The following is a 17,453-nucleotide window of genomic DNA, read 5'->3' as shown; positions in this document are numbered from 1 at the left end:
CATCGGCGCGGGCCTGCCCTCAATCAACCTGCTGTGGCGCAATCACCCACAAGCTGCACGGCATCTTGTACAGCAAGCCTTCCACGGTGCTGCCGATCAGCTTGTCCAGGCCTGCGTAGTGCACGCGCCCCATGACGATGACATCAATGTCATGGGACGCGGCGTAGTTCGCCAACACCTTGGCCGGATCACCCATGATCATGCGCCGTTGCTCCGGGTCGATGCCATTGCGTTCGGCCAGTGCATCGAAGGCCGCGCCCTGGGATTCGTAGAGCTGGCGGGCCAGGGTCGAGGAGAAGAACATCGAACCGTTGCCATAACCGTATTCGGCGGCGGTAATGGACGAAAGATCGTAGGCGTAGATGACTTCCAGCGTTGCGTCGCAGCTGGCGGCCAGCTTGTTGGCTTCGCTCAGGATCCGGTCATTGAGGCCTTCGTAGCGTCCGTCCTGATGAAACGGGTCGATGGCGGCCAGGATCTTGCGCGGACGAGCGTGGGCGACCTTGTTGACGAAGTGCAACGGAACGTCGCATTCGCGCAGCAGATGCACGTCCAGTGGCGTGAACATCAGCCGGGAAAACCAGGACTCATGGCCCACCGACTTGATCAGCGCATCCATGGGTGCTTCCTTGAGGTGGACCAGGATCTCCTGCAAGGGGCGTTCGACCCACGTCACTTCTGTCGTGACCTCGATACCGAGTTTGCGCAGGGGCCTGGCCTGTTCCTCCAGCCACTGCCGATGGCGTTCGATGTAGCCCAGGCGCATCTGCTCCAGTGCCTGCTCGTTGACCAGGCTGGCCGTGGCCAGGCCTTCGAGGTAGTCAAAAGCGACGATATGCAGCGCCGCGCCTTCGGCCTTGGCCAGTGCGGCCGCCCGGTCGAATGCCGGGCTGTGTTCCATCAGCGGCGAGACGACCAGCATCAAGCGTGATTGCGTAGACATGACAAACCTCCCGGGCAAGGACCTGTTGGCGCCGGGCGACGTTTCGCGCGGCGTGGTGTCTGCCACTGATCATGAGCGTCATGGAGTCTGGTAACTTGATTTGCATCAAACACGCCTCAAAGCATTGCATCGAAGGCGGCAGCGGCTGGGCAATCGCGCTATGTTTGAGCATGATCAGTCGCCCCATGGCACGAGCGCAGCCAGCTCGGGCCGCTGGATTGAGTGACAACCGCAGGCAGTGCCAGAGAGCCGTGACAATGACTGAAACCCCATGACTGAAACCCTGGCCTTCGCCAATGCCGCCGCCGCGCTGGGAATCGGCCTGCTGGTGGGGCTTGAGCGCGAACGACGCAAAGGCGAGGGCGACAGGCGCGATTTTGCCGGCCTGCGCACCTTCGCCATCACGTCGGTGCTCGGCTATCTGGCGATCCAGGCGGGCGGTCCCGTGTTGCTGGGGGGCATGACCCTCGCTTTGGGCGCCTTGGTGACCGTGGCCTATTGGCGAAACCTCGACAAGGACCCGGGGATAACCAGCGAGGTGGCCTTGTTCGCCGTATTGGCACTGGGCGCGCTCTGTGCGAGCGCCCCGGGCCTGGCGACCGCGATTGGGGTGGTGATGGCCGGGTTGCTCGCCAGTCGCCAGGCGTTGCACCACTTTGCCCGCAACCAGTTGACCGCTGCCGAGATGCGCGATGGCCTGGTGCTGTTGATCGCCGCGTTGGTCGTGCTGCCGCTGGCGCCGGATCGATTCCTCGGGCCTTATGACGCCATCAACCTGCGCAACCTGTGCACGCTCACCGTCATGCTGATGGCGGTGGGCGCGCTGGGGCATGTCGCGGTTCGGACCCTGGGGACCCGCTACGGCTATGCCGCCAGTGCCGTCGCCTCGGGGTTTGCCTCTGCCACTGCGACTGTTGCAGCCATGGGCAACATTGCCAGGAAGGAACCTGTCAATCTCAAGGTGCTGAGCGCGGCGGCGGTGCTATCCAACCTGGCGACGGTGGTGCAAATGGGCCTGATTCTCACGGCCGTGGAACCTGCGCTGTTGCGTTGGATGTGGGGGGCGTTGTTGTGCGGGGTGCTGATGACCCTGATCTACAGCGGTGTGCTGATGTTTCCCCGTCCCAGGACGCCGGCCGATGAACCGATCCGGCATGGCGGGGCGTTCAGTCTCAAGCTGGCGCTTATGGTGGTCCTGGCCATGGCCGGTCTCACTGTCCTGTCGTCGGCGATGCTCGATGCGTTTGGCCAGGCCGGGGTGACCGTCACTGCGATTTTCAGCGGGTTGCTCGACGCCCATGCCTCGACAGCCTCCATCGCTTCCCTGGCCAAGGGCGGGTTGTTGCCCTTCGACGACGTCGCCGTGCCGATCTTGATCGCGTTCAGCAGCAACTCCCTGAGCAAATGCGTGGTGGCCTGGCTCAGTGGCGGGCGAAGGTTTGCCGCGTATGTAATTCCCGGCCAGGTGCTGATAACGCTGGCGATGTGGGCGGGACTGTGGCTCCCGAGTTTGTCAGCTTGAATGAATGATGGCTATTTGATGAAGATCAAGTCCCGCCCCTGGCATATGTTCATTCTGGAACCCTCAATCCTTTAAGTGGCTGTCGCCATGTGCCGAGGTGTTCCATGTCCCAGACTCAACGTTTGTTGTTATTGGCGCCTGACGCCATGATCCGTACGCCGGCGTTCGACCGCGCCACCGAGTTGGCCCTGGCGCTGGACCTGCCCCTGCACATCGTGGCGTTCGACTACCTGGAGTTGCTCTCGGTGGCCGGTCTTTTTGCCCCGGAGCAGGTCAAGCAAGCGCGTGAGGGCTATCTGGAAACCCATCGGCACTGGCTGTGGCAACAGGCCGAACTGGCGCGCCGGCACGGCGTCGAGGTGACGTGCGAGGTGGTTTGGAGCAAGGATGCTTTTCAAGCCTTGCAGCAGTACGTCAAGGAGATGCCGATGGCGTTGATCATCAAGGACGCGCAGCCGGAACCGGCAATGAAGCGGGTGTTTTTCACGCCCTTGGACTGGCGCTTGCTGCGTGACTGCCCGGTGCCGGTGCATCTGGTCACGGATTCGCGTCACCCCCGGCCTCGGCGGGTCCTGGCGATTGTCGATGTGCTGCGCAGCGAAGACCAGGACCTGGTGTTCAACGACCAGATCGTCGACGCCGCAGTCAAGCTGGCCGAGCAATGCAACGCCCAGGTCGAGTTGCTGCACGCCTTCGATTGGACGGCCGTCTACGCCTCGGACATGGGCATTGGTGCACTGCCCCTGGCCACTGGGCTCTACGAGGCGTTGGGCCAGGCACAGCATGAGGTGTTCGAGTCCCTGGCCGAGCGGCATGGGGTCGCGCCGCAGCAGCGCCACTTCATCGAAGGCTCACCGCTGAACAGCATTTGCACGTTCGCCACCGATCATCAGATCGACGTTATTGTCATGGGCACCACCGCACATCGTGGCCTGGACAAGCGCCTGGGCACGACCGCCGAGTTCCTGCTGCAACGGGCGCCCTGCAGCGTATTGGCGATCAAGCCGCAAGCATGACGGGATCAACGCTACGCGAGGCCATGCCAAGGCCTCGCACCAGCGTTCGGGCTAAAGGTAGAGCCGGTGGATGACCTGCCGAGTGTCGTCGGGATCGCTGCGGGTTTCAAAACCCAGGCTGTGGGCAAGCTCGCGCATCGGGGCGTTGCTGGCGGAGTCGATGGAGTACATCTGGTGGAAGCCATTTTTACGTGCGGCCTCGATCAGGTGTTCCATCAACAACGTACCCAGCCCCAGGTGTTGCCAAGGGTCGGCGACGGTCACCGCGCACTCGCATTCGTGTTCCTGGGTCGCGCAATAGCGGCTGACACCGATCTCGATCAACTCGCCGTTGTCATGGACCAGGGCGATGTAGGCCATGTGCGACTTGCAGTCGACATCCATCAATTGATCGAGCAGCGCCGTGCCCGGCTCATTGATCTGCGCCAGGAAACGCATGTGCCGGGACTCCGGCGACAGGCGCATGATGAAGTCGTATTCGCGCTGGCGGTCCTGCTCCCTGAGCGGCCGGATCAAGACATGCCGGCCGTCCCTGAGTGCCTGGATCCAGTGCTTGCCACTGATGCTGGCATACAGGGCTGCGGCGCGTTCGTTGTGGTCTTTGACAGTGAGCATGGTGCGATCCTCCCTAGGATGTGCACGTGCGGTGCGATAAAAATCTACGCATTCGGTACAGTTCTACGCCCGCCACGACGATCGATTCTGATCTGGATCAGTGCCCGCGTATCCCGTCCGTCGATTGCCCTGCCCTTGATTCAGATCAAACCGTTTGGAGCCTGTATGGGCGCACGCTGAAGGTCGTACCGGAAAATGGCCGGTGCAGGGTTTTGGATTGGCGTGAACAATCCGATGGAGGTGTGCGATGGGGCAATACCAGCGTCTGCTATTGATCGTCGAACCTGATCTGCACCCTTCGGCGGCGATGCGCAGGGCCTGCGCCCTGGCCCGGGTCAGTGGCGCGGCGCTGCATTTGTGCGCGTTCGTCCAGCCGCAGGCCCGCACCCACTTATGGGGTGAAAAAACCGATGAGGCGAATGAGCAACGCTATGTGCACCGCTATCGGCGCTGGATGGTGGAGGAGGCTGCGCTGCTCAAGGAGGAAGGCCTGGATGTGACGACTCACGTGGTGTGGACGCTCCATCCGTTGCTGGACATCCTGCGCTATGTCGAGCAGTTCCAGCCTGACCTGCTGATCAAGGACGTGACCCTTGAACCTTTGCTCAAGCGAGTGTTCGCCACGCCCCTGGACTGTCACTTGTTGCGCGACTGTCCGGTGCCCGTGCATCTGGTCAACCAGGCGGTGCACGGCTTGCCGCGCCGGGTCGTGGCGGCGGTGGACCCCTCGGACCCCCAGGCCAATGCCTTGAACGAGCACATCGTCCAGACTGCCGCCACGCTGGCCCGGCAATGCGACGCCTCGTTGCATCTGCTGTACGCCTGCGACCTGTCGCCGGCTTTCAATGGCGAAGCCTCGCTGCTGGCCGGTGCCTGGGATGACGACTTTGCCGACGCCCTGCGCGAATCGCTGCATGCGGCGTTCATCAGCCTGGCCGAGCGCTGTGGCGTACCGGCGGAACGTCGGCACTTCACCGTTGGTCTGCCGGTGCCGGTCATCCGTGAGTTCATCGACGAATTCGAGACCGATGTCGTGGTGATGGGCACTGTGCACCGCGCCGGTCTTGAGCGTTTGATTGGCAGCACGACAGAACGTGCCTTGTATTCGGTGCCGGGCAGTGTGCTGGCCGTCAAGGGATGAGTACGATGGCCCCGTTGACCTGTCCGCTCCTCAAGCGTTCCAGGGCGTGGTTGGCTTGGACCAATGGGTAGCAGGTCACGTTGCAATGCACGGGCGTGCGCTGGATCTGCTCGAAAAACGCCACGCCGTCCGCGCGGGTCAGATTGGCCACTGAACGCACGCTGCGCTCCTGCCACAACAGGCGATAGGGGAAGGCAGGGATGTCGCTCATGTGAATGCCGGCGCACACCACGCAACCGCCTTTGGCGGTGGCTTGCAAGGCCAGCGGCACCAGTTCGCCGACAGGGGCGAAGATCAGGCTGGCGTCGAGCAGGTGTGGCGGCGCCTGATCCGATGCCCCGGCCCAGGTTGCGCCCAGCGAACGGGCATAGTCCTGGCCGCTATCATCACCGGGGCGGGTGAAGGCATAGACTTGCTGGCCCCGGCCCACGGCGACCTGGATCGCCAGGTGCGCAGCGGCGCCGAAGCCATAAAGGCCCAAGTGAGGGGCGTTCTGCGCCATCTGCAAGGCCCTGAAACCGATCAGCCCTGCACACAGCAAGGGCGCTGCTTCGGCGGCCTCGAGCGTATCGGGGAGGGGGAAACAGAATCGCGCATCGGCGACGGTGTAATCGGCGTAGCCGCCGTCCAGCTGGCAGCCGGTGAACAGCGCCTGGTCGCAGAGGTTCTCCCGGCCCGAGCGGCAGAACTCACACACGCCGCACGTCCATCCCAACCAGGGCACACCCACCCGTCGGCCGATCCAGTCCGGGGCCACCTGCGCGCCAACGGCGGTGACCTCACCGACAATCTCGTGGCCCGGCACCCGAGGCAGCCGGGCCTGGGGCAGTTCACCGTCGAACAGATGCAAGTCGGTGCGGCACACACCGCAGGCTTGCACCTTGATCAGCATTTGCCCGGCCGCCGGTGTCGGTTGGGGACGCTCCTGCAGTTGCAAGGGCTGGCCAATCGTGTGCAGGACCATGGCGCGCATGAGCATTCTCCTGTGTGAGCGGGCGCCCGCCCTGCCAGTGAGCGGTGCCAGAGCATCGAGCAAGCACCTTGTATGACCTTAGCGTCCCTGGTTCTGATGTAAATCAAGTCACCCTTATTCCCGCGTTCCAGAATCAGGCATGGCTGCCGTTCAATAACGGTTCGAGTGACAGCCAACGGAATGGAATCGGCCCGGGGCCCGGGCTCTACCTGCCAACCCTGTTTTTTACGGAGGACGTGATGAGCGATTTTCTCAGCCCCGACCAACTGGAAGGCATTGACGCCTACTGGCGAGCGTCCAATTACCTGGCCGTGGGTCAGATCTACCTCAAGGACAACCCGTTGCTGCGCAAGCCGCTGCAAAATGGCCACGTCAAGCCGCGCCTGCTCGGTCACTGGGGCACGACGCCGGGGTTGAACCTGATCTATGTGCACCTCAATCACCTGATCAAGACCCACGACCTGGACATGATCCTGGTCACGGGCCCCGGCCATGGCGGCCCGGCCATTGTTGCCCAGAGTTACCTGGAGGGCAGCTTCACCCAGTGTTATCCAGACGTCGAGCAGAATGAGAACGGGATGCTGCGCCTGTTCCGGCAGTTTTCCTGGCCATATGGGTTGTCCAGCCATGTCTCGGCGCAGATACCCGGCTCCATCCACGAGGGTGGGGAACTGGGATATTCCCTGGCCCATGCCTACGGGGCGGCGTTCGACAATCCCGAGTTGATCGTGGCTTGCGTGATCGGTGACGGTGAGGCCGAAACCGGTACGCTGGCGGCGAGTTGGCATTCCAACAAGTTTCTCAACCCCGCGCGCGACGGCGCTGTATTGCCTATCCTCCATCTCAACGGCTTCAAGATCGCCAACCCTACGTTGTTGTCGCGCATCAGTGAGGATGAACTGTCCGCCCTGATGTACGGCTACGGCTACGATCCCTATTTCGTCGAAGGCGACGACCCGTTCGCCGTCCATCAGTTGCTGGCCAGCACCCTAGATAGCATGCTGCTCAAGATTCGTGAGATCCAACGCAAGGCCCGGACAGGTTCGACGGGGCCTGCCCCGGAGCGTCAGCTCTGGCCGATGCTGGTATTGCGCACGCCCAAGGGATGGACCGGCCCCAAATTTGTCGATGGCCAGCAGGTCGAAGGTACCTGGCGCGCCCACCAGGTGCCGCTGTGTCACCTTGAGCAGCCCCAGCATTTGACGCAACTGCAGCAGTGGCTCGAAAGCTACCAGCCGCAAGCGTTGTTCGACGCCAACGGCACGTTGCTGCCCGAGATTGCCGCGCTGGCGCCGACCGGCCATCGGCGTCTGGGCGCCAACCTCCATGCCAATGGTGGCTTGCTCCTGCAGCCCTTGGAGATGCCTCGTTTCACCGACTACGCCGTACAGCTCCCCGCGCCCGGTGGCGTGGAGGCCGAAGGCACCCGCGTGCTGGGCACATTGCTGCGCGATGTGATGAAGCACAACCTCAAGGCCGGCAATTTCCGTCTGTTCGGCCCCGACGAAACCGCCTCCAATCGCCTTGATGCAGTGTACGAAGTCAGTGGCAAGACCTGGATGGCTGCGCTGGAAGCGGGGGATACCAACCTCGACTGTGCAGGACGTGTAATGGAAATACTCAGTGAGCAGGTGTGCGAAGGCTGGCTGGAGGGGTATCTGCTGACCGGTCGCCATGGGTTATTTTCCTGCTATGAAGCGTTCATTCACATCGTCGACTCGATGTTCAACCAGCACGCCAAGTGGCTCAAGACCGCTGCCCAGGTGCCGTGGCGCGCACCGATCGCATCGCTCAATTACCTGCTCACCTCCCACGTCTGGCGTCAGGATCACAATGGTTTTTCCCATCAGGACCCAGGCTTCATCGACCTTGTGGCGAACAAAAGCGCCGACGTGGTGCGTATCTACTTGCCTCCTGATGCCAATTGCCTGTTGTCGGTGACCGATCACTGCCTCAAGAGCCGCAACTACATCAACGTGATCGTGGCCGGTAAACAACCCCAGTGGCAGTGGCTGGACATCGACTCGGCCATTCGCCATTGCATGGTCGGCATTGGCCGCTGGGCCTTTGCCTGCAAGGACGATGATGACCCGGATGTGGTCATGGCCTGTGCCGGTGATGTACCGACCCTCGAAGCCCTGGCGGCTGTCACCTTGCTGCGCCAATACGTGCCGGACCTGCGCATACGGGTCATCAATGTGGTGGACCTGATGGTGCTGCAACCGCCGCAACAACATGCCCATGGATTGTCGGATGCGGAGTTCGACGAACTGTTTACCGTGGACAAGCCGGTGATCTTCGCCTTCCATGGCTATCCGTCGCTGATCCATCGGCTGGTCTATAAGCGCCACAATCACGACAACTTCCATGTCCACGGCTTCATGGAGCAGGGCGCAACCACCACGCCATTCGACATGGTGGTGATCAATCAGCTCGATCGTTATCGATTGGCCCTGGACGTTATCCAGCGGGTACCACGGCTGCAGCCGTTGGTGGACAGCGCCCGTGATCGATACTGGGAAACCATGGAAAGGCACCAGCTCTACGTCATCGAGCATGGGCAGGACCTGCCCGAGGTCCTGGACTGGCGCTGGACGCCCACGCCGCCATGACCGCCAGCAACCATCACGGCATCGACGCTGCACTGCGGCGTCCGAGCCCGACCCTGGAGATCCATCATGAGCCAGTACCAACGCCTGTTGCTGATCCTCAACCCGGCACAACGACATTCTCCCGCCCTTCATCACGCCGCCGCCCTGGCGGCCGCCAGCGAGGCGCATTTGCATGTCATCGCGTTGATACCCTCGCTGGACATTCTGTCGTTGCTTGAAGAGGCGCCTCGCGAAGACGCGCGCCAGAACTATTTCCAGGACCAGCGTGATTGGCTGGAGGAAGAAGCCGACAAAATGCGTCGTCGAGGGCTGCGGGTCACCACGGAAGTGGCGTGGGCCGATGCCATGCGTGAGCGGATCCTGCAACACGTCGAGCAGTTCCACCCCGACCTGCTGATCAAACAGGTCCAGCATGAATCCCTGCTCAAGCGCGCGTTCTACACGCCGTTGGATTGGCACCTGCTGCGCAAGTGCCCCGTTGCGTTGTACATGGTGGGCGCTGGCGGTCACGCTTTGCCGCGCAAAGTGGTCGCGGCAGTGGACCCTTCCAGTGCATTTGCACAGAACAGCGGGCTCAACGACCGGATCATTCGCCAGGCGCTGAGCCTGGCGCTGCAATGCGACGCCGAGTTGCATCTGGTTCACGCCTTCGAGGTGTCTTCGGTCCACCTGGGCGATGTGGGGAGCGGCGAGTTGTCGCTGTCGCAGCTCAGCAAGGAACTGCGCCGCAGCCTGGAAAAATCCTTCCTGGAACTGGCCAACCTGTTCGGCGTGCCTGCCGAGCGCCGGCAGTTTTTGCTGGGGCATCCGGTCTCGGCGCTCAGTGAATTTGCCTTGGAGCATGACGTGGATGTGATCGTCATGGGCCGATCCCAGCACCATGATCCGTTTGGGCTGCTGGGCAGTACGACAGAACACATCCTGTACCAGGTGCAGTGCAGTGTCCTGGCGGTCTGACGAAATGGGCCCTGGCGGCTAAGTGATTGACGGGAATCAAAGCCCGCCTGGGCAAACAATGCGACCAATAGCTATTCCATCGATTGCCCAGGAGCACCGCCATGCGCATGACATTTCTCGGGGCCGCAGGCACCGTTACCGGCAGCAAGTACCTGCTGGAACACGACGAACAGCGCATCCTGATCGATTGCGGCCTGTTCCAGGGCTACAAGCAGTTGCGCCTGCACAACTGGGATCCCTTCGAACTGCCGATGCGCGACCTGGATGCGATCGTATTGACCCACGCTCATCTGGACCACAGCGGGTACTTGCCGGTCATGGCGCGCAATGGCTATCGCGGCCCCATCTACGCCACGCCGGCGACCTGCGAGCTGGTGAAGATCCTGCTACGCGACAGCGCCCGCCTGCAGGAAGAAGAAGCTGAATACGCCAACCGCAAGGGGTTTTCCAAACACACGCCGGCATTCCCGCTATACACCCGCGAACACGCTGAACGCGCGCTGAAACTGCTGCGCCCGATTGCCTTCGAACACCCGGTGGAGATCGCCCGGGGTATCTCCATCCTGCTGCGTCGCGCCGGGCATATCCTGGGGGCCGCGACGGTACAGGTCCAGGCCGGTGGGGTGACGCTGGTCTGTTCCGGGGACCTGGGGCGACCCGAGGATCCGGTGATGTTCGCGCCACAGACCATCGAGCAGGCGGATGTCCTGTTGGTGGAGTCCACCTATGGCGACCGTCGGCACCCACATCAATTGCCCGAAGATCAATTGGCCGATGTCATTACCCGCACCGCGCTGCGCCGTGGCATCACCCTGGTGCCCTCGTTCACGGTCGGCCGTGCCCAGTTGCTGATGTACCACCTGTATCGCCTGAAGCAACGTCGGGCGATCCCCGATATCCCGATCTATCTCAACAGCCCCATGGCCATCGACGTCACCCGGTTGTACCAGCGCTTTGGCGACGAGCATCGCCTCTCCAAGGAAGAGTGCGAGGGCATGTGCCACATCGCCCATCCGGTGCGCTCGGTCAAGGACTCCATGGCCCTGGACCTGCAACGCACCCCGGCGGTGATCATCGCCGCCAGTGGCATGGCTACGGGGGGAAGGGTGCTGCATCACCTCAAGAGCCTGGCGCCCAACCCCATCAACACGTTGCTGATGCCCGGTTTCCAGGCAGGCGGTACGCGAGGCGCCAGGATTGTGGCGGGCGAACCTGCGGTGCGCATCCATGGCAAGGACGTGCCGATCAATGCCGAAGTGGTGTCCATGCAAACGCTGTCGGCCCATGCCGATGCTGACGAAATCATGCAATGGCTGCGCGGCTTCAAGACACCCCCCCGGCACACCTATGTCGTGCATGGCGAGCCCAATGCATCCGATGTCTTGCGCCATCGCATTCGCGACGAATTGGGTTGGTCGGTATCGGTGCCGGAGTACCGCGATAGCGTGGAACTCTGAACGACCGCCTTCGCGAGCAAGCCCCACAAGGGGGTTAGAGTCGGGTTCAGGTAGGTGGGGGCTGTTCCAGGTTCAGCAAGGTGTCGATCCGCGCCGGGCTGAAAGGTGGACGGGGCGCCGGTGGTGTCCAGCCGAACAGGTGTTCCAGGGCGGCGCCGCACACCCGGCCCTGGCAGGCACCCATGCCGCAGCGGCTTGCCAGCTTCGCTTGGCGCCAGTTTTCGTGGCCGGCCAGTTCGCCATATGGCACGTCTTCGCAGCGGCAGACCAGGGTATCGCAGCGGGCCAGTGTCTTGAGCCGTGGATCGAGGGCGAAGGCCTTGTTCAATGCCCCGGCGAAACCCTGCCAACGAGTGCGGCGCGGCCACAGGTGCCGGGCGGCTGCGCTATTGCCGACGGCGGCATGGCCGGCGATGGCGCCTTCTACCAGCGCCAGTTCGCTGCCGCCAAAACCGGTGCATTCGCCTGCCGCGTAATGTTCATGGCGAGTGGTCGCTTGCCAGGCGTCAACCGCCAGCGCCTGGTCTTCAACCGCGCAGCCCAGGGCCTGGCCTAATTGAGTATTGGCAATGAGCCCGAAGCCACAGGCCAGCCGGTCGCAGGCCAACTCAATCGTCTTGCCTTGTTGCAGCAGGCGCACGCCCTCGAGCCGCTCCCGACCGAGCGCCTCCAGCACGTGGGTGCCTGTGCGGTAGTGTCGGTCGAACAGACTGAGCGATTGGACAAATTTGCCCGGCCAACGTGGCAATTGCGCGGCGAAACCGGCGACGGCGGTGCGACTGGCCTGCTCGGCGATGCACAACAGCTGTGCGCCTTGATGTTTTGCCGTGGCGGCGCTGGCCAACAGCAAGGGACCACTGCCGGCGATCACCAGCCGTTCGCCGCGCACCGGCAAGCCCCCCTTGATCAGCGCCTGCAAGCCGCCAGCGCCGGTCACGCCGGGGAGTGTCCAGCCAGGAAACGGCAGCAGCAACTCACGGGCACCGGTGCAGAGGATCAAGCGCTCGTAGGTGATCTGCCAGCCGCGCTCGGCATCTTCCACCAGCAAGGTTTTATCCGCCGCGCAGGCGATCACCCGAGTGCCGGCATGGCAGCGTACGTTGGCGCAGGTTTGCAGTTGCTCGCGCAGGCGTCGGGCGGCGCTGGGCAGGTTGGCCTGGGGGCCGTCGCGCCAGATCTGCCCGCCGGGCAGCGGGTTGTCGTCCAGCAGCACGATGCGCGCGCCGCTGCTGGCTGCGGCGAGGGCGGCGGCCATGCCGGCGGGGCCGGCGCCGATGATCAGCAGGTCGGTGGCTTCGTTCATGGTCGGGTCTGCACCTGCATGCCGTCGTCGCACAGGGTCTGGCAGGCCAGGCGCCGACGGCCGTCGATCAACACCCGGCACTCCTGGCAGATACCCATGCCGCACAAGGGCGCACGGCGCTGGCCGCTGACCGAGGTGCGACTGCAACCATCGGCGCCCAACGCCAATGCCGCCGCGACGCTGGTGCCGTTGGCGACTGACAGCGGGCGGCCGTCCAGGAACAAGTCAGGCATGGGGCCAATCCTCCTTTGCTAAGCGGATGTCAGAAGCGCACCCCGAACCTGTGGCGAGGGAGCTAGCTCCCGCTGGGCCTGTAGGAGCTGTCGAGCGGAGCGAGGCTGCGATCTTTCTCCTGATAGCTGGAATCTCAAGCGAAAGATCAAAAGATCGCAGGCTTCGCCAGCTCCTACAGAGCCCTGCGGGAGCAAGCTCCCTCGCCACTGGGGATGTGCGTCGGGCTTCAGGCATGGGCCGGTTCTCCCAAAAAACGCTGCGGCAGATAAGGCTGCGCGGCCAGTGGTGAAGTTTCGTCGAACAGCTGCGCGACGAGCAGGTCGGCCGTTGCCGGCGCCGTGGTGACGCCCAGGCCTTCGTGGCCCACCGCCAGCCACAGCCCCTGGCGCTGCGGATGTTGGCCCACCAGGGGCAAGCCGTCGGGGCTTGCTGCGCGAAAACCGGTCCAGGCCCTGATGCCGTTCAGATGCGCCAACCCTGGCAGGTATTCGACGGCGCGCTTGAGCATCTTCGCCAGCATCCAGCCTTCCACCTGCGGATCCACGGTGCCGAACTGCCGCGAGGCGCCGATGAACAGTTGTCCGGTCGGGCGTGGTTGGATATTGCATGCCACCGACGGCCCACTGGCGTTATGGGCGCTGGTGACGTAGCCCAGTTCCACCAGGGTGTGGGTGACGGTGGCGGGGTAGCGGTCGGTGATCAGCAGGTGGCCCTTCTTCGGCTCGATCGGCAGTTCCGGGCACAATTCAGTGGCCTGGATGCCATTGGCGAGAATCACCGCTTCGGCGCTCAACCAGCGACCGTCGTCGAGGCGCACGCGATGACCGTCGACTTCGCTGACCTGTGCCCGTTGCTGGCGAATGTTGGGCGCGTCCAGCATCCAGCGCGCGGCTGCCGGGGCGTAGAGGATGCCATCGCCCTTGATCAGCAGCCCACCTTCCAGCCCTGGGCGCAGTTCGGGTTCGCGCTGATGCAGGGTGGCATGGCCGATCAGTTCACAGGCTTCGCCATGGGCCAGCAGGTTCAGGTATTTGCTATGGGCCACCGCCATTTCTTCGGCATTGGCCGCCAGCCACAAAGTGCCGTTGTTGCGCCAGGCGCAGCCGTCGGGCAGGGCCGGGGCCAGTTCGCGCCAGCGTTGCAGGGAATATTGACTGAGGGCCAGCTCCGCCGGGTTGTCATCGAGCACCAGCAGATGCCCCATGCCGGCCGCCGTGGCGCCGTGCCAACCGGCGTCCAGCACCAACACGTTGAGGTTGCGTCGGGCCAACGCCTGGGCACAGGCCGCACCGATGATGCCCGCGCCAATGATGATCACGTCGGCGACATGGCCGTTGCTCACGGACGAATGCCCCAGGCGAACGGGTCATCCGCCTCGATGATCAGGGTGGTTTCGGCGCTGATGTAGGCACGACCGCGAATGGTCGGCACGATGCGCTCGCCCGAGTGCTCATAGGAGCCCTCGAACTCGCTGCCAATGACACTGGCCTGGCGCCAGATCTGGCCGGGTTGCAGTTTTCCATCGGCCGCCAGGCACGCCAGTTTGGCGCTGGTGCCGGTGCCGCAAGGGGAGCGGTCATAGGCCTTGCCCGGGCAGAGCACGAAGTTGCGGCTGTCGGCTTGCGGGTCGTCGGCGAACAGTTCGATGTGGTCGATCAGGCCGTCGTCTTCGCCGCGAAAACCTTGCTGCTCCAAGGCTTGCTGCACGGCGTAGGTGTAGGCGGTCAACCGGTCGAGGTTATCACCGGCCACGCGCTGGCCGTGTTCGGCGATCAGGAAAAACCAGTTGCCGCCCCAGGCCACATCGCCCACTACCTGGCCGATGCCGGGCACCTCCAGGGCCAGTGCCTTGCGGTAACGATAGGCTGGCACGTTGCGCACGCTGACCGAGCGGTCCTCGTGCAAGGTGGCCTGTACCGTGCCCACCGGGGTTTCGATGCTGTGCACGCCGGGGCCGATCCGGCCCAGGTGGGCCAGTGACGCCACCAGGCCGATGGTGCCGTGGCCGCACATGCCCAGGTAGCCGCTGTTATTGAAAAAGATCACGCCGGCACAGGCACTGGGGTCCACCGGCTCGCAGAGCAACGCGCCCACCAGCACATCGCTGCCCCGGGGTTCGAGCACGCAGGCGGTGCGCCAGGCGTCGTGTTCCGTGGCCAGGCGTTGCTTGCGCTCGGCCATGCTGCCCTGGCCCAGGTCAGGAAAACCGTCGGTGACCAGTCGGGTCGGTTCGCCGCCGGTATGGGAATCGATCACGGTGATGCGTTTCATGGGAGGGCCACGTCCGTTCAGATGAGTGACGGCAAGCGTGGCCCGCGCCGGGGGGCGACGGCTTGATGGATTTATCTGTCGCCGATGACGAAATCGGCACAGTGCCGATCCATCAATGGCTTGAAGGCAGGAATTTGAACAACGTCTCGCAAACCCCGGCGATGTGTTCGTCCAGCAGCATCACGGCGCGCTCGACATCACCGGCGCGGCAGGCCTTGATGATTTCCCGGTGCTCGTGATCGGCGCGGTCCTTGCCCGCCGAAAGGCTCATCTGCATGCGCAAGTAACGCTCCAGCTTGTCGTGCACCGAGCGGATCAAACCCACCATGAAGGGCCGTTGCGCCGGTTCGTAGAGGCAGGCATGCAGTTGCCAGTTCAGCTCGGCCCAGCGCCCGACGTCGTCTTCACCGACGAACTCCCGGCAGATGCTTTCGGCGCGGGCGAAGGTGGCTTCGGTCATGTTGGGAATCGCCAGGCGCAGCACTTTGTCTTCCAGCAGCATCCGCACTTCGAACATCTGCGCCAGCTCCGCCTCGGAAATGCGCGTCACCATCGCCCCACGATTGCGCTGGAACATCACCAGGCCCTCGGCCTCCAGGCGCTTGAGGGCTTCGCGCACGGGGATCTTGCTGACGTTGAACTGCCGGGCGATGTCATCCTGGCGAATGGGCTCGTCCTCGGCAAAGTGCCCGGCCACGATGGCATCGCGCAGGTGGCGGGTGATGATTTCCGAGGTGGAAGGGGTGTTGCCCAGGTCAGGCAGGTTGAACTTGGATAAAGTCACGGCGGCGGGTCGTTCGGCTTAGGTGGGGATATGGTATACGACTTTGCCGGGCACGGTGTCCCCGGGAGGCTCTGTAGGAGCTGGCGAAGCCTGCGATCTTTTGATCTTGATCTTTCGCTCACAACTCAATTGGCAGTGGAAAGATCGCAGCCTCGTTGCACTCGACAGCTCCTACACAACTCCTACAGCTCATACGGTAGGCCTCTGTAGGAGCTGGCGAAGCCTGCGATCTTTTGATTTTGATCTTGATCTTGATCTTGATCTTGATCTTGATCTTGATCTTGATCTTGATCTTGATCTTGATTTTGATCTTGATCTTTTGATCGTTCGCTCAAGACTCAATTGGCAGGGGAAAGATCGCAGCCTCGTTGCACTCGACAGCTCCTACACAGCTCCTACGCAGCTCCTACACAATTCTTATAGCTCCTACGCAGCATCTATTGCCAGGGGGGGTGTTCAGCTGTGGGACAGGTGGCTCACGTAAGTCTCTGTCCGGACGATCCGCCATCCGGTGACCGACGCCCCCGCCAGCAGCGCCAGGCCGAAGACGATCAATGCCACGTCAGCGCCGAAATGATCGGCCAGCAACCCGGTCACCACCACCGGGATGCTGAACCCGACATAGGCGAACAGGAAGAATCCGGCACTGACCCGGGCCTTTTCCGTGCCGGCCATGGCTGTGACGGCTGACAACCCGCCCAGGTACAGGAAACCGTAGCAAGCGCTGCTGGCGCCCAGTGCTCCGAGCAATACGGCGAGCAGGGAGCCGGCGCTCGCGCCCCAGGCCAGCAACGCGTAGCTCGCGGGCAGGATCAACAGGCCCAAACCCGTGGCCCTGGCCGGCTGCATGCGCCGAACCCAGGGCTGGAAGAGCAGGCCGCAACTGATGACCGTGAAGGTCGACAGGCCCGACCAACGTTGCAAATCATGGGTCGCCAGCACCGATGGCAATATGGCTATGACCAGGCCCGAGGTCGCCCAGGCCAGCAGCATGGAAAAACTGTAGGGCAGGCTGCCGGCGGGAAACAAAGGCAGGCGCAGCAGCGGTGCGTCTTTGATTTTCAGCGCCGGGTCCGGTAGCCGCCAGACCACGACGATCGCGATGGCGGCCAACATCAATTGCAACCAGAAGCTGCCGGGCGTGGCGCTGTGGTGGACCAACAGGAACAGGCTGGTCAACGCCGCGCCCAGGCCAAACCCCAGGGAGGTGCTGGCGGTGACCCGGTTGGCCGGCGAGCGGGGATCGCGGGTTGCCATGAGCTCGGTCATATAGGCGGTCGATGTGGCCGAGGCCAGTCCTGTTCCGACCCCCAACATCAGGCGCGCCACACCCAGCGCCTCCAGGCTTGGCCAGAGCAGCGTCACCAGGGTCGCCAGCATCGACAGCCCGAGGGCGACCAGGATCAACGGTTTGCGTCCCACCCGGTCGGCCAGCCCGCCGAACGCCAGCAAGACGGGAAGCACGCCCAGCACATAACCGGAAAACGCCACCGCCGTGGCGCCGACGCCGTAGCCGGACAACTGCGCGTAGGTGGTGTACAGCGGCGCCTGCAGGTTGACCGCAAGGGTGATCAGGCAAAGGCCGAAAGCCAGCCCCCAGGAATGTCGATGCTGTGGGTTCAAGG

15 protein-coding genes are annotated in these 17,453 nt (G+C 63.3%); 6 read left to right on the top strand and 9 right to left on the bottom strand.

The annotated features are described in order from the left end of the window. Positions 1-19: 19 nt before the first annotated feature. Positions 20-943 (bottom strand): universal stress protein, encoded by a 924-nt coding sequence (locus tag AC09SL_RS07170; RefSeq protein ID WP_058543471.1) that lies wholly within the window; start codon positions 941-943, stop codon positions 20-22. Positions 944-1,214: 271 nt separating this feature from the next. Between AC09SL_RS07170 and AC09SL_RS07165 the strand changes: the two genes are divergently transcribed. Beyond that, entirely contained in the window at positions 1,215-2,465 is a 1,251-nt protein-coding gene (locus AC09SL_RS07165; RefSeq protein WP_058543470.1) for an MgtC/SapB family protein, read from the top strand. A 104-nt stretch (positions 2,466-2,569) separates the two neighbouring features. Beyond that, complete coding sequence (locus AC09SL_RS07160; protein WP_058543469.1) at positions 2,570-3,481, top strand: universal stress protein; 912 nt, start codon at positions 2,570-2,572, stop codon at positions 3,479-3,481. 51 nt (positions 3,482-3,532) lie between these two features. Here the strand turns inward: AC09SL_RS07160 and AC09SL_RS07155 are convergent, their stop codons facing one another. Beyond that, positions 3,533-4,096 carry a GNAT family N-acetyltransferase gene (locus AC09SL_RS07155; protein ID WP_058543468.1) on the bottom strand — a complete coding sequence of 188 codons (564 nt, stop codon included), beginning with the start codon at positions 4,094-4,096 and terminating at the stop codon, positions 3,533-3,535. Between the two features lie 247 nt (positions 4,097-4,343). Between AC09SL_RS07155 and AC09SL_RS07150 the strand changes: the two genes are divergently transcribed. After that, entirely contained in the window at positions 4,344-5,237 is an 894-nt protein-coding gene (locus AC09SL_RS07150; RefSeq protein ID WP_058543467.1) for a universal stress protein, read from the top strand. Here AC09SL_RS07150 and AC09SL_RS07145 read toward each other — a convergent pair. Continuing rightward, a complete protein-coding gene (locus AC09SL_RS07145; RefSeq protein WP_058543466.1) occupies positions 5,227-6,210 on the bottom strand; it encodes a zinc-dependent alcohol dehydrogenase family protein in 984 nt (327 codons plus the stop codon). The genes AC09SL_RS07150 and AC09SL_RS07145 overlap by 11 nt on opposite strands. Before the next feature lie 239 nt (positions 6,211-6,449). Here AC09SL_RS07145 and AC09SL_RS07140 point away from each other — a divergent pair, with 239 nt between their 5' ends. The 3 genes from AC09SL_RS07140 to AC09SL_RS07130 all read left to right on the top strand — a co-directional run bounded on the left by AC09SL_RS07140 (position 6,450) and on the right by AC09SL_RS07130 (position 11,236). Further along, complete coding sequence (locus AC09SL_RS07140; RefSeq protein ID WP_064106807.1) at positions 6,450-8,822, top strand: phosphoketolase family protein; 2,373 nt, start codon at positions 6,450-6,452, stop codon at positions 8,820-8,822. 66 nt (positions 8,823-8,888) lie between these two features. Then, complete coding sequence (locus tag AC09SL_RS07135) at positions 8,889-9,779, top strand: universal stress protein (protein ID WP_064106808.1); 891 nt, start codon at positions 8,889-8,891, stop codon at positions 9,777-9,779. Positions 9,780-9,880: 101 nt separating this feature from the next. Then, positions 9,881-11,236, top strand: coding sequence for an MBL fold metallo-hydrolase RNA specificity domain-containing protein (locus tag AC09SL_RS07130; protein ID WP_058545656.1), 1,356 nt, complete (start codon positions 9,881-9,883; stop codon positions 11,234-11,236). A gap of 46 nt (positions 11,237-11,282) precedes the next feature. On the opposite strand, the gene AC09SL_RS07125 is transcribed toward AC09SL_RS07130, so the two are convergent. The 6 genes from AC09SL_RS07125 to AC09SL_RS07100 all read right to left on the bottom strand — a co-directional run bounded on the left by AC09SL_RS07125 (position 11,283) and on the right by AC09SL_RS07100 (position 17,451). Continuing rightward, positions 11,283-12,539, bottom strand: coding sequence for an NAD(P)/FAD-dependent oxidoreductase (locus tag AC09SL_RS07125; RefSeq protein ID WP_058545655.1), 1,257 nt, complete (start codon positions 12,537-12,539; stop codon positions 11,283-11,285). Beyond that, positions 12,536-12,772, bottom strand: a complete 237-nt coding sequence (locus AC09SL_RS07120; protein ID WP_058545654.1) for a 2Fe-2S iron-sulfur cluster-binding protein — start codon at positions 12,770-12,772, stop codon at positions 12,536-12,538. Before AC09SL_RS07120 ends, AC09SL_RS07125 begins: the two co-directional genes overlap by 4 nt. A 227-nt stretch (positions 12,773-12,999) precedes the next feature. Next, positions 13,000-14,115 (bottom strand): NAD(P)/FAD-dependent oxidoreductase, encoded by a 1,116-nt coding sequence (locus AC09SL_RS07115; protein WP_058545653.1) that lies wholly within the window; start codon positions 14,113-14,115, stop codon positions 13,000-13,002. After that, on the bottom strand, positions 14,112-15,044 hold the full coding sequence (locus AC09SL_RS07110; protein ID WP_058545652.1) for a 4-hydroxyproline epimerase: 933 nt from the start codon (positions 15,042-15,044) through the stop codon (positions 14,112-14,114). Before AC09SL_RS07110 ends, AC09SL_RS07115 begins: the two co-directional genes overlap by 4 nt. 112 nt (positions 15,045-15,156) lie before the next feature. Then, entirely contained in the window at positions 15,157-15,828 is a 672-nt protein-coding gene (locus tag AC09SL_RS07105; RefSeq protein WP_058545651.1) for a GntR family transcriptional regulator, read from the bottom strand. 456 nt (positions 15,829-16,284) lie between these two features. Further along, positions 16,285-17,451: an MFS transporter gene (locus AC09SL_RS07100; protein WP_058546330.1), complete on the bottom strand. Its 1,167-nt coding sequence runs from the start codon at positions 17,449-17,451 to the stop codon at positions 16,285-16,287. Between the last annotated feature and the right edge of the window lie 2 nt (positions 17,452-17,453).

Source organism: Pseudomonas sp. PF05 (assembly GCF_056521845.1).
This window is presented reverse-complemented; position numbering and strand designations above follow the sequence as displayed.

Coding starts and splice junctions, on each gene's coding strand:
- AC09SL_RS07170 (WP_058543471.1), bottom strand. CDS start 943: ATGTCTACGCAATCACGCTTGATGCTGGTCGTCTCGCCGCTGATGGAA.
- AC09SL_RS07165 (WP_058543470.1), top strand. CDS start 1,215: ATGACTGAAACCCTGGCCTTCGCCAATGCCGCCGCCGCGCTGGGAATC.
- AC09SL_RS07160 (WP_058543469.1), top strand. CDS start 2,570: ATGTCCCAGACTCAACGTTTGTTGTTATTGGCGCCTGACGCCATGATC.
- AC09SL_RS07155 (WP_058543468.1), bottom strand. CDS start 4,096: ATGCTCACTGTCAAAGACCACAACGAACGCGCCGCAGCCCTGTATGCC.
- AC09SL_RS07150 (WP_058543467.1), top strand. CDS start 4,344: ATGGGGCAATACCAGCGTCTGCTATTGATCGTCGAACCTGATCTGCAC.
- AC09SL_RS07145 (WP_058543466.1), bottom strand. CDS start 6,210: ATGCGCGCCATGGTCCTGCACACGATTGGCCAGCCCTTGCAACTGCAG.
- AC09SL_RS07140 (WP_064106807.1), top strand. CDS start 6,450: ATGAGCGATTTTCTCAGCCCCGACCAACTGGAAGGCATTGACGCCTAC.
- AC09SL_RS07135 (WP_064106808.1), top strand. CDS start 8,889: ATGAGCCAGTACCAACGCCTGTTGCTGATCCTCAACCCGGCACAACGA.
- AC09SL_RS07130 (WP_058545656.1), top strand. CDS start 9,881: ATGCGCATGACATTTCTCGGGGCCGCAGGCACCGTTACCGGCAGCAAG.
- AC09SL_RS07125 (WP_058545655.1), bottom strand. CDS start 12,539: ATGAACGAAGCCACCGACCTGCTGATCATCGGCGCCGGCCCCGCCGGC.
- AC09SL_RS07120 (WP_058545654.1), bottom strand. CDS start 12,772: ATGCCTGACTTGTTCCTGGACGGCCGCCCGCTGTCAGTCGCCAACGGC.
- AC09SL_RS07110 (WP_058545652.1), bottom strand. CDS start 15,044: ATGAAACGCATCACCGTGATCGATTCCCATACCGGCGGCGAACCGACC.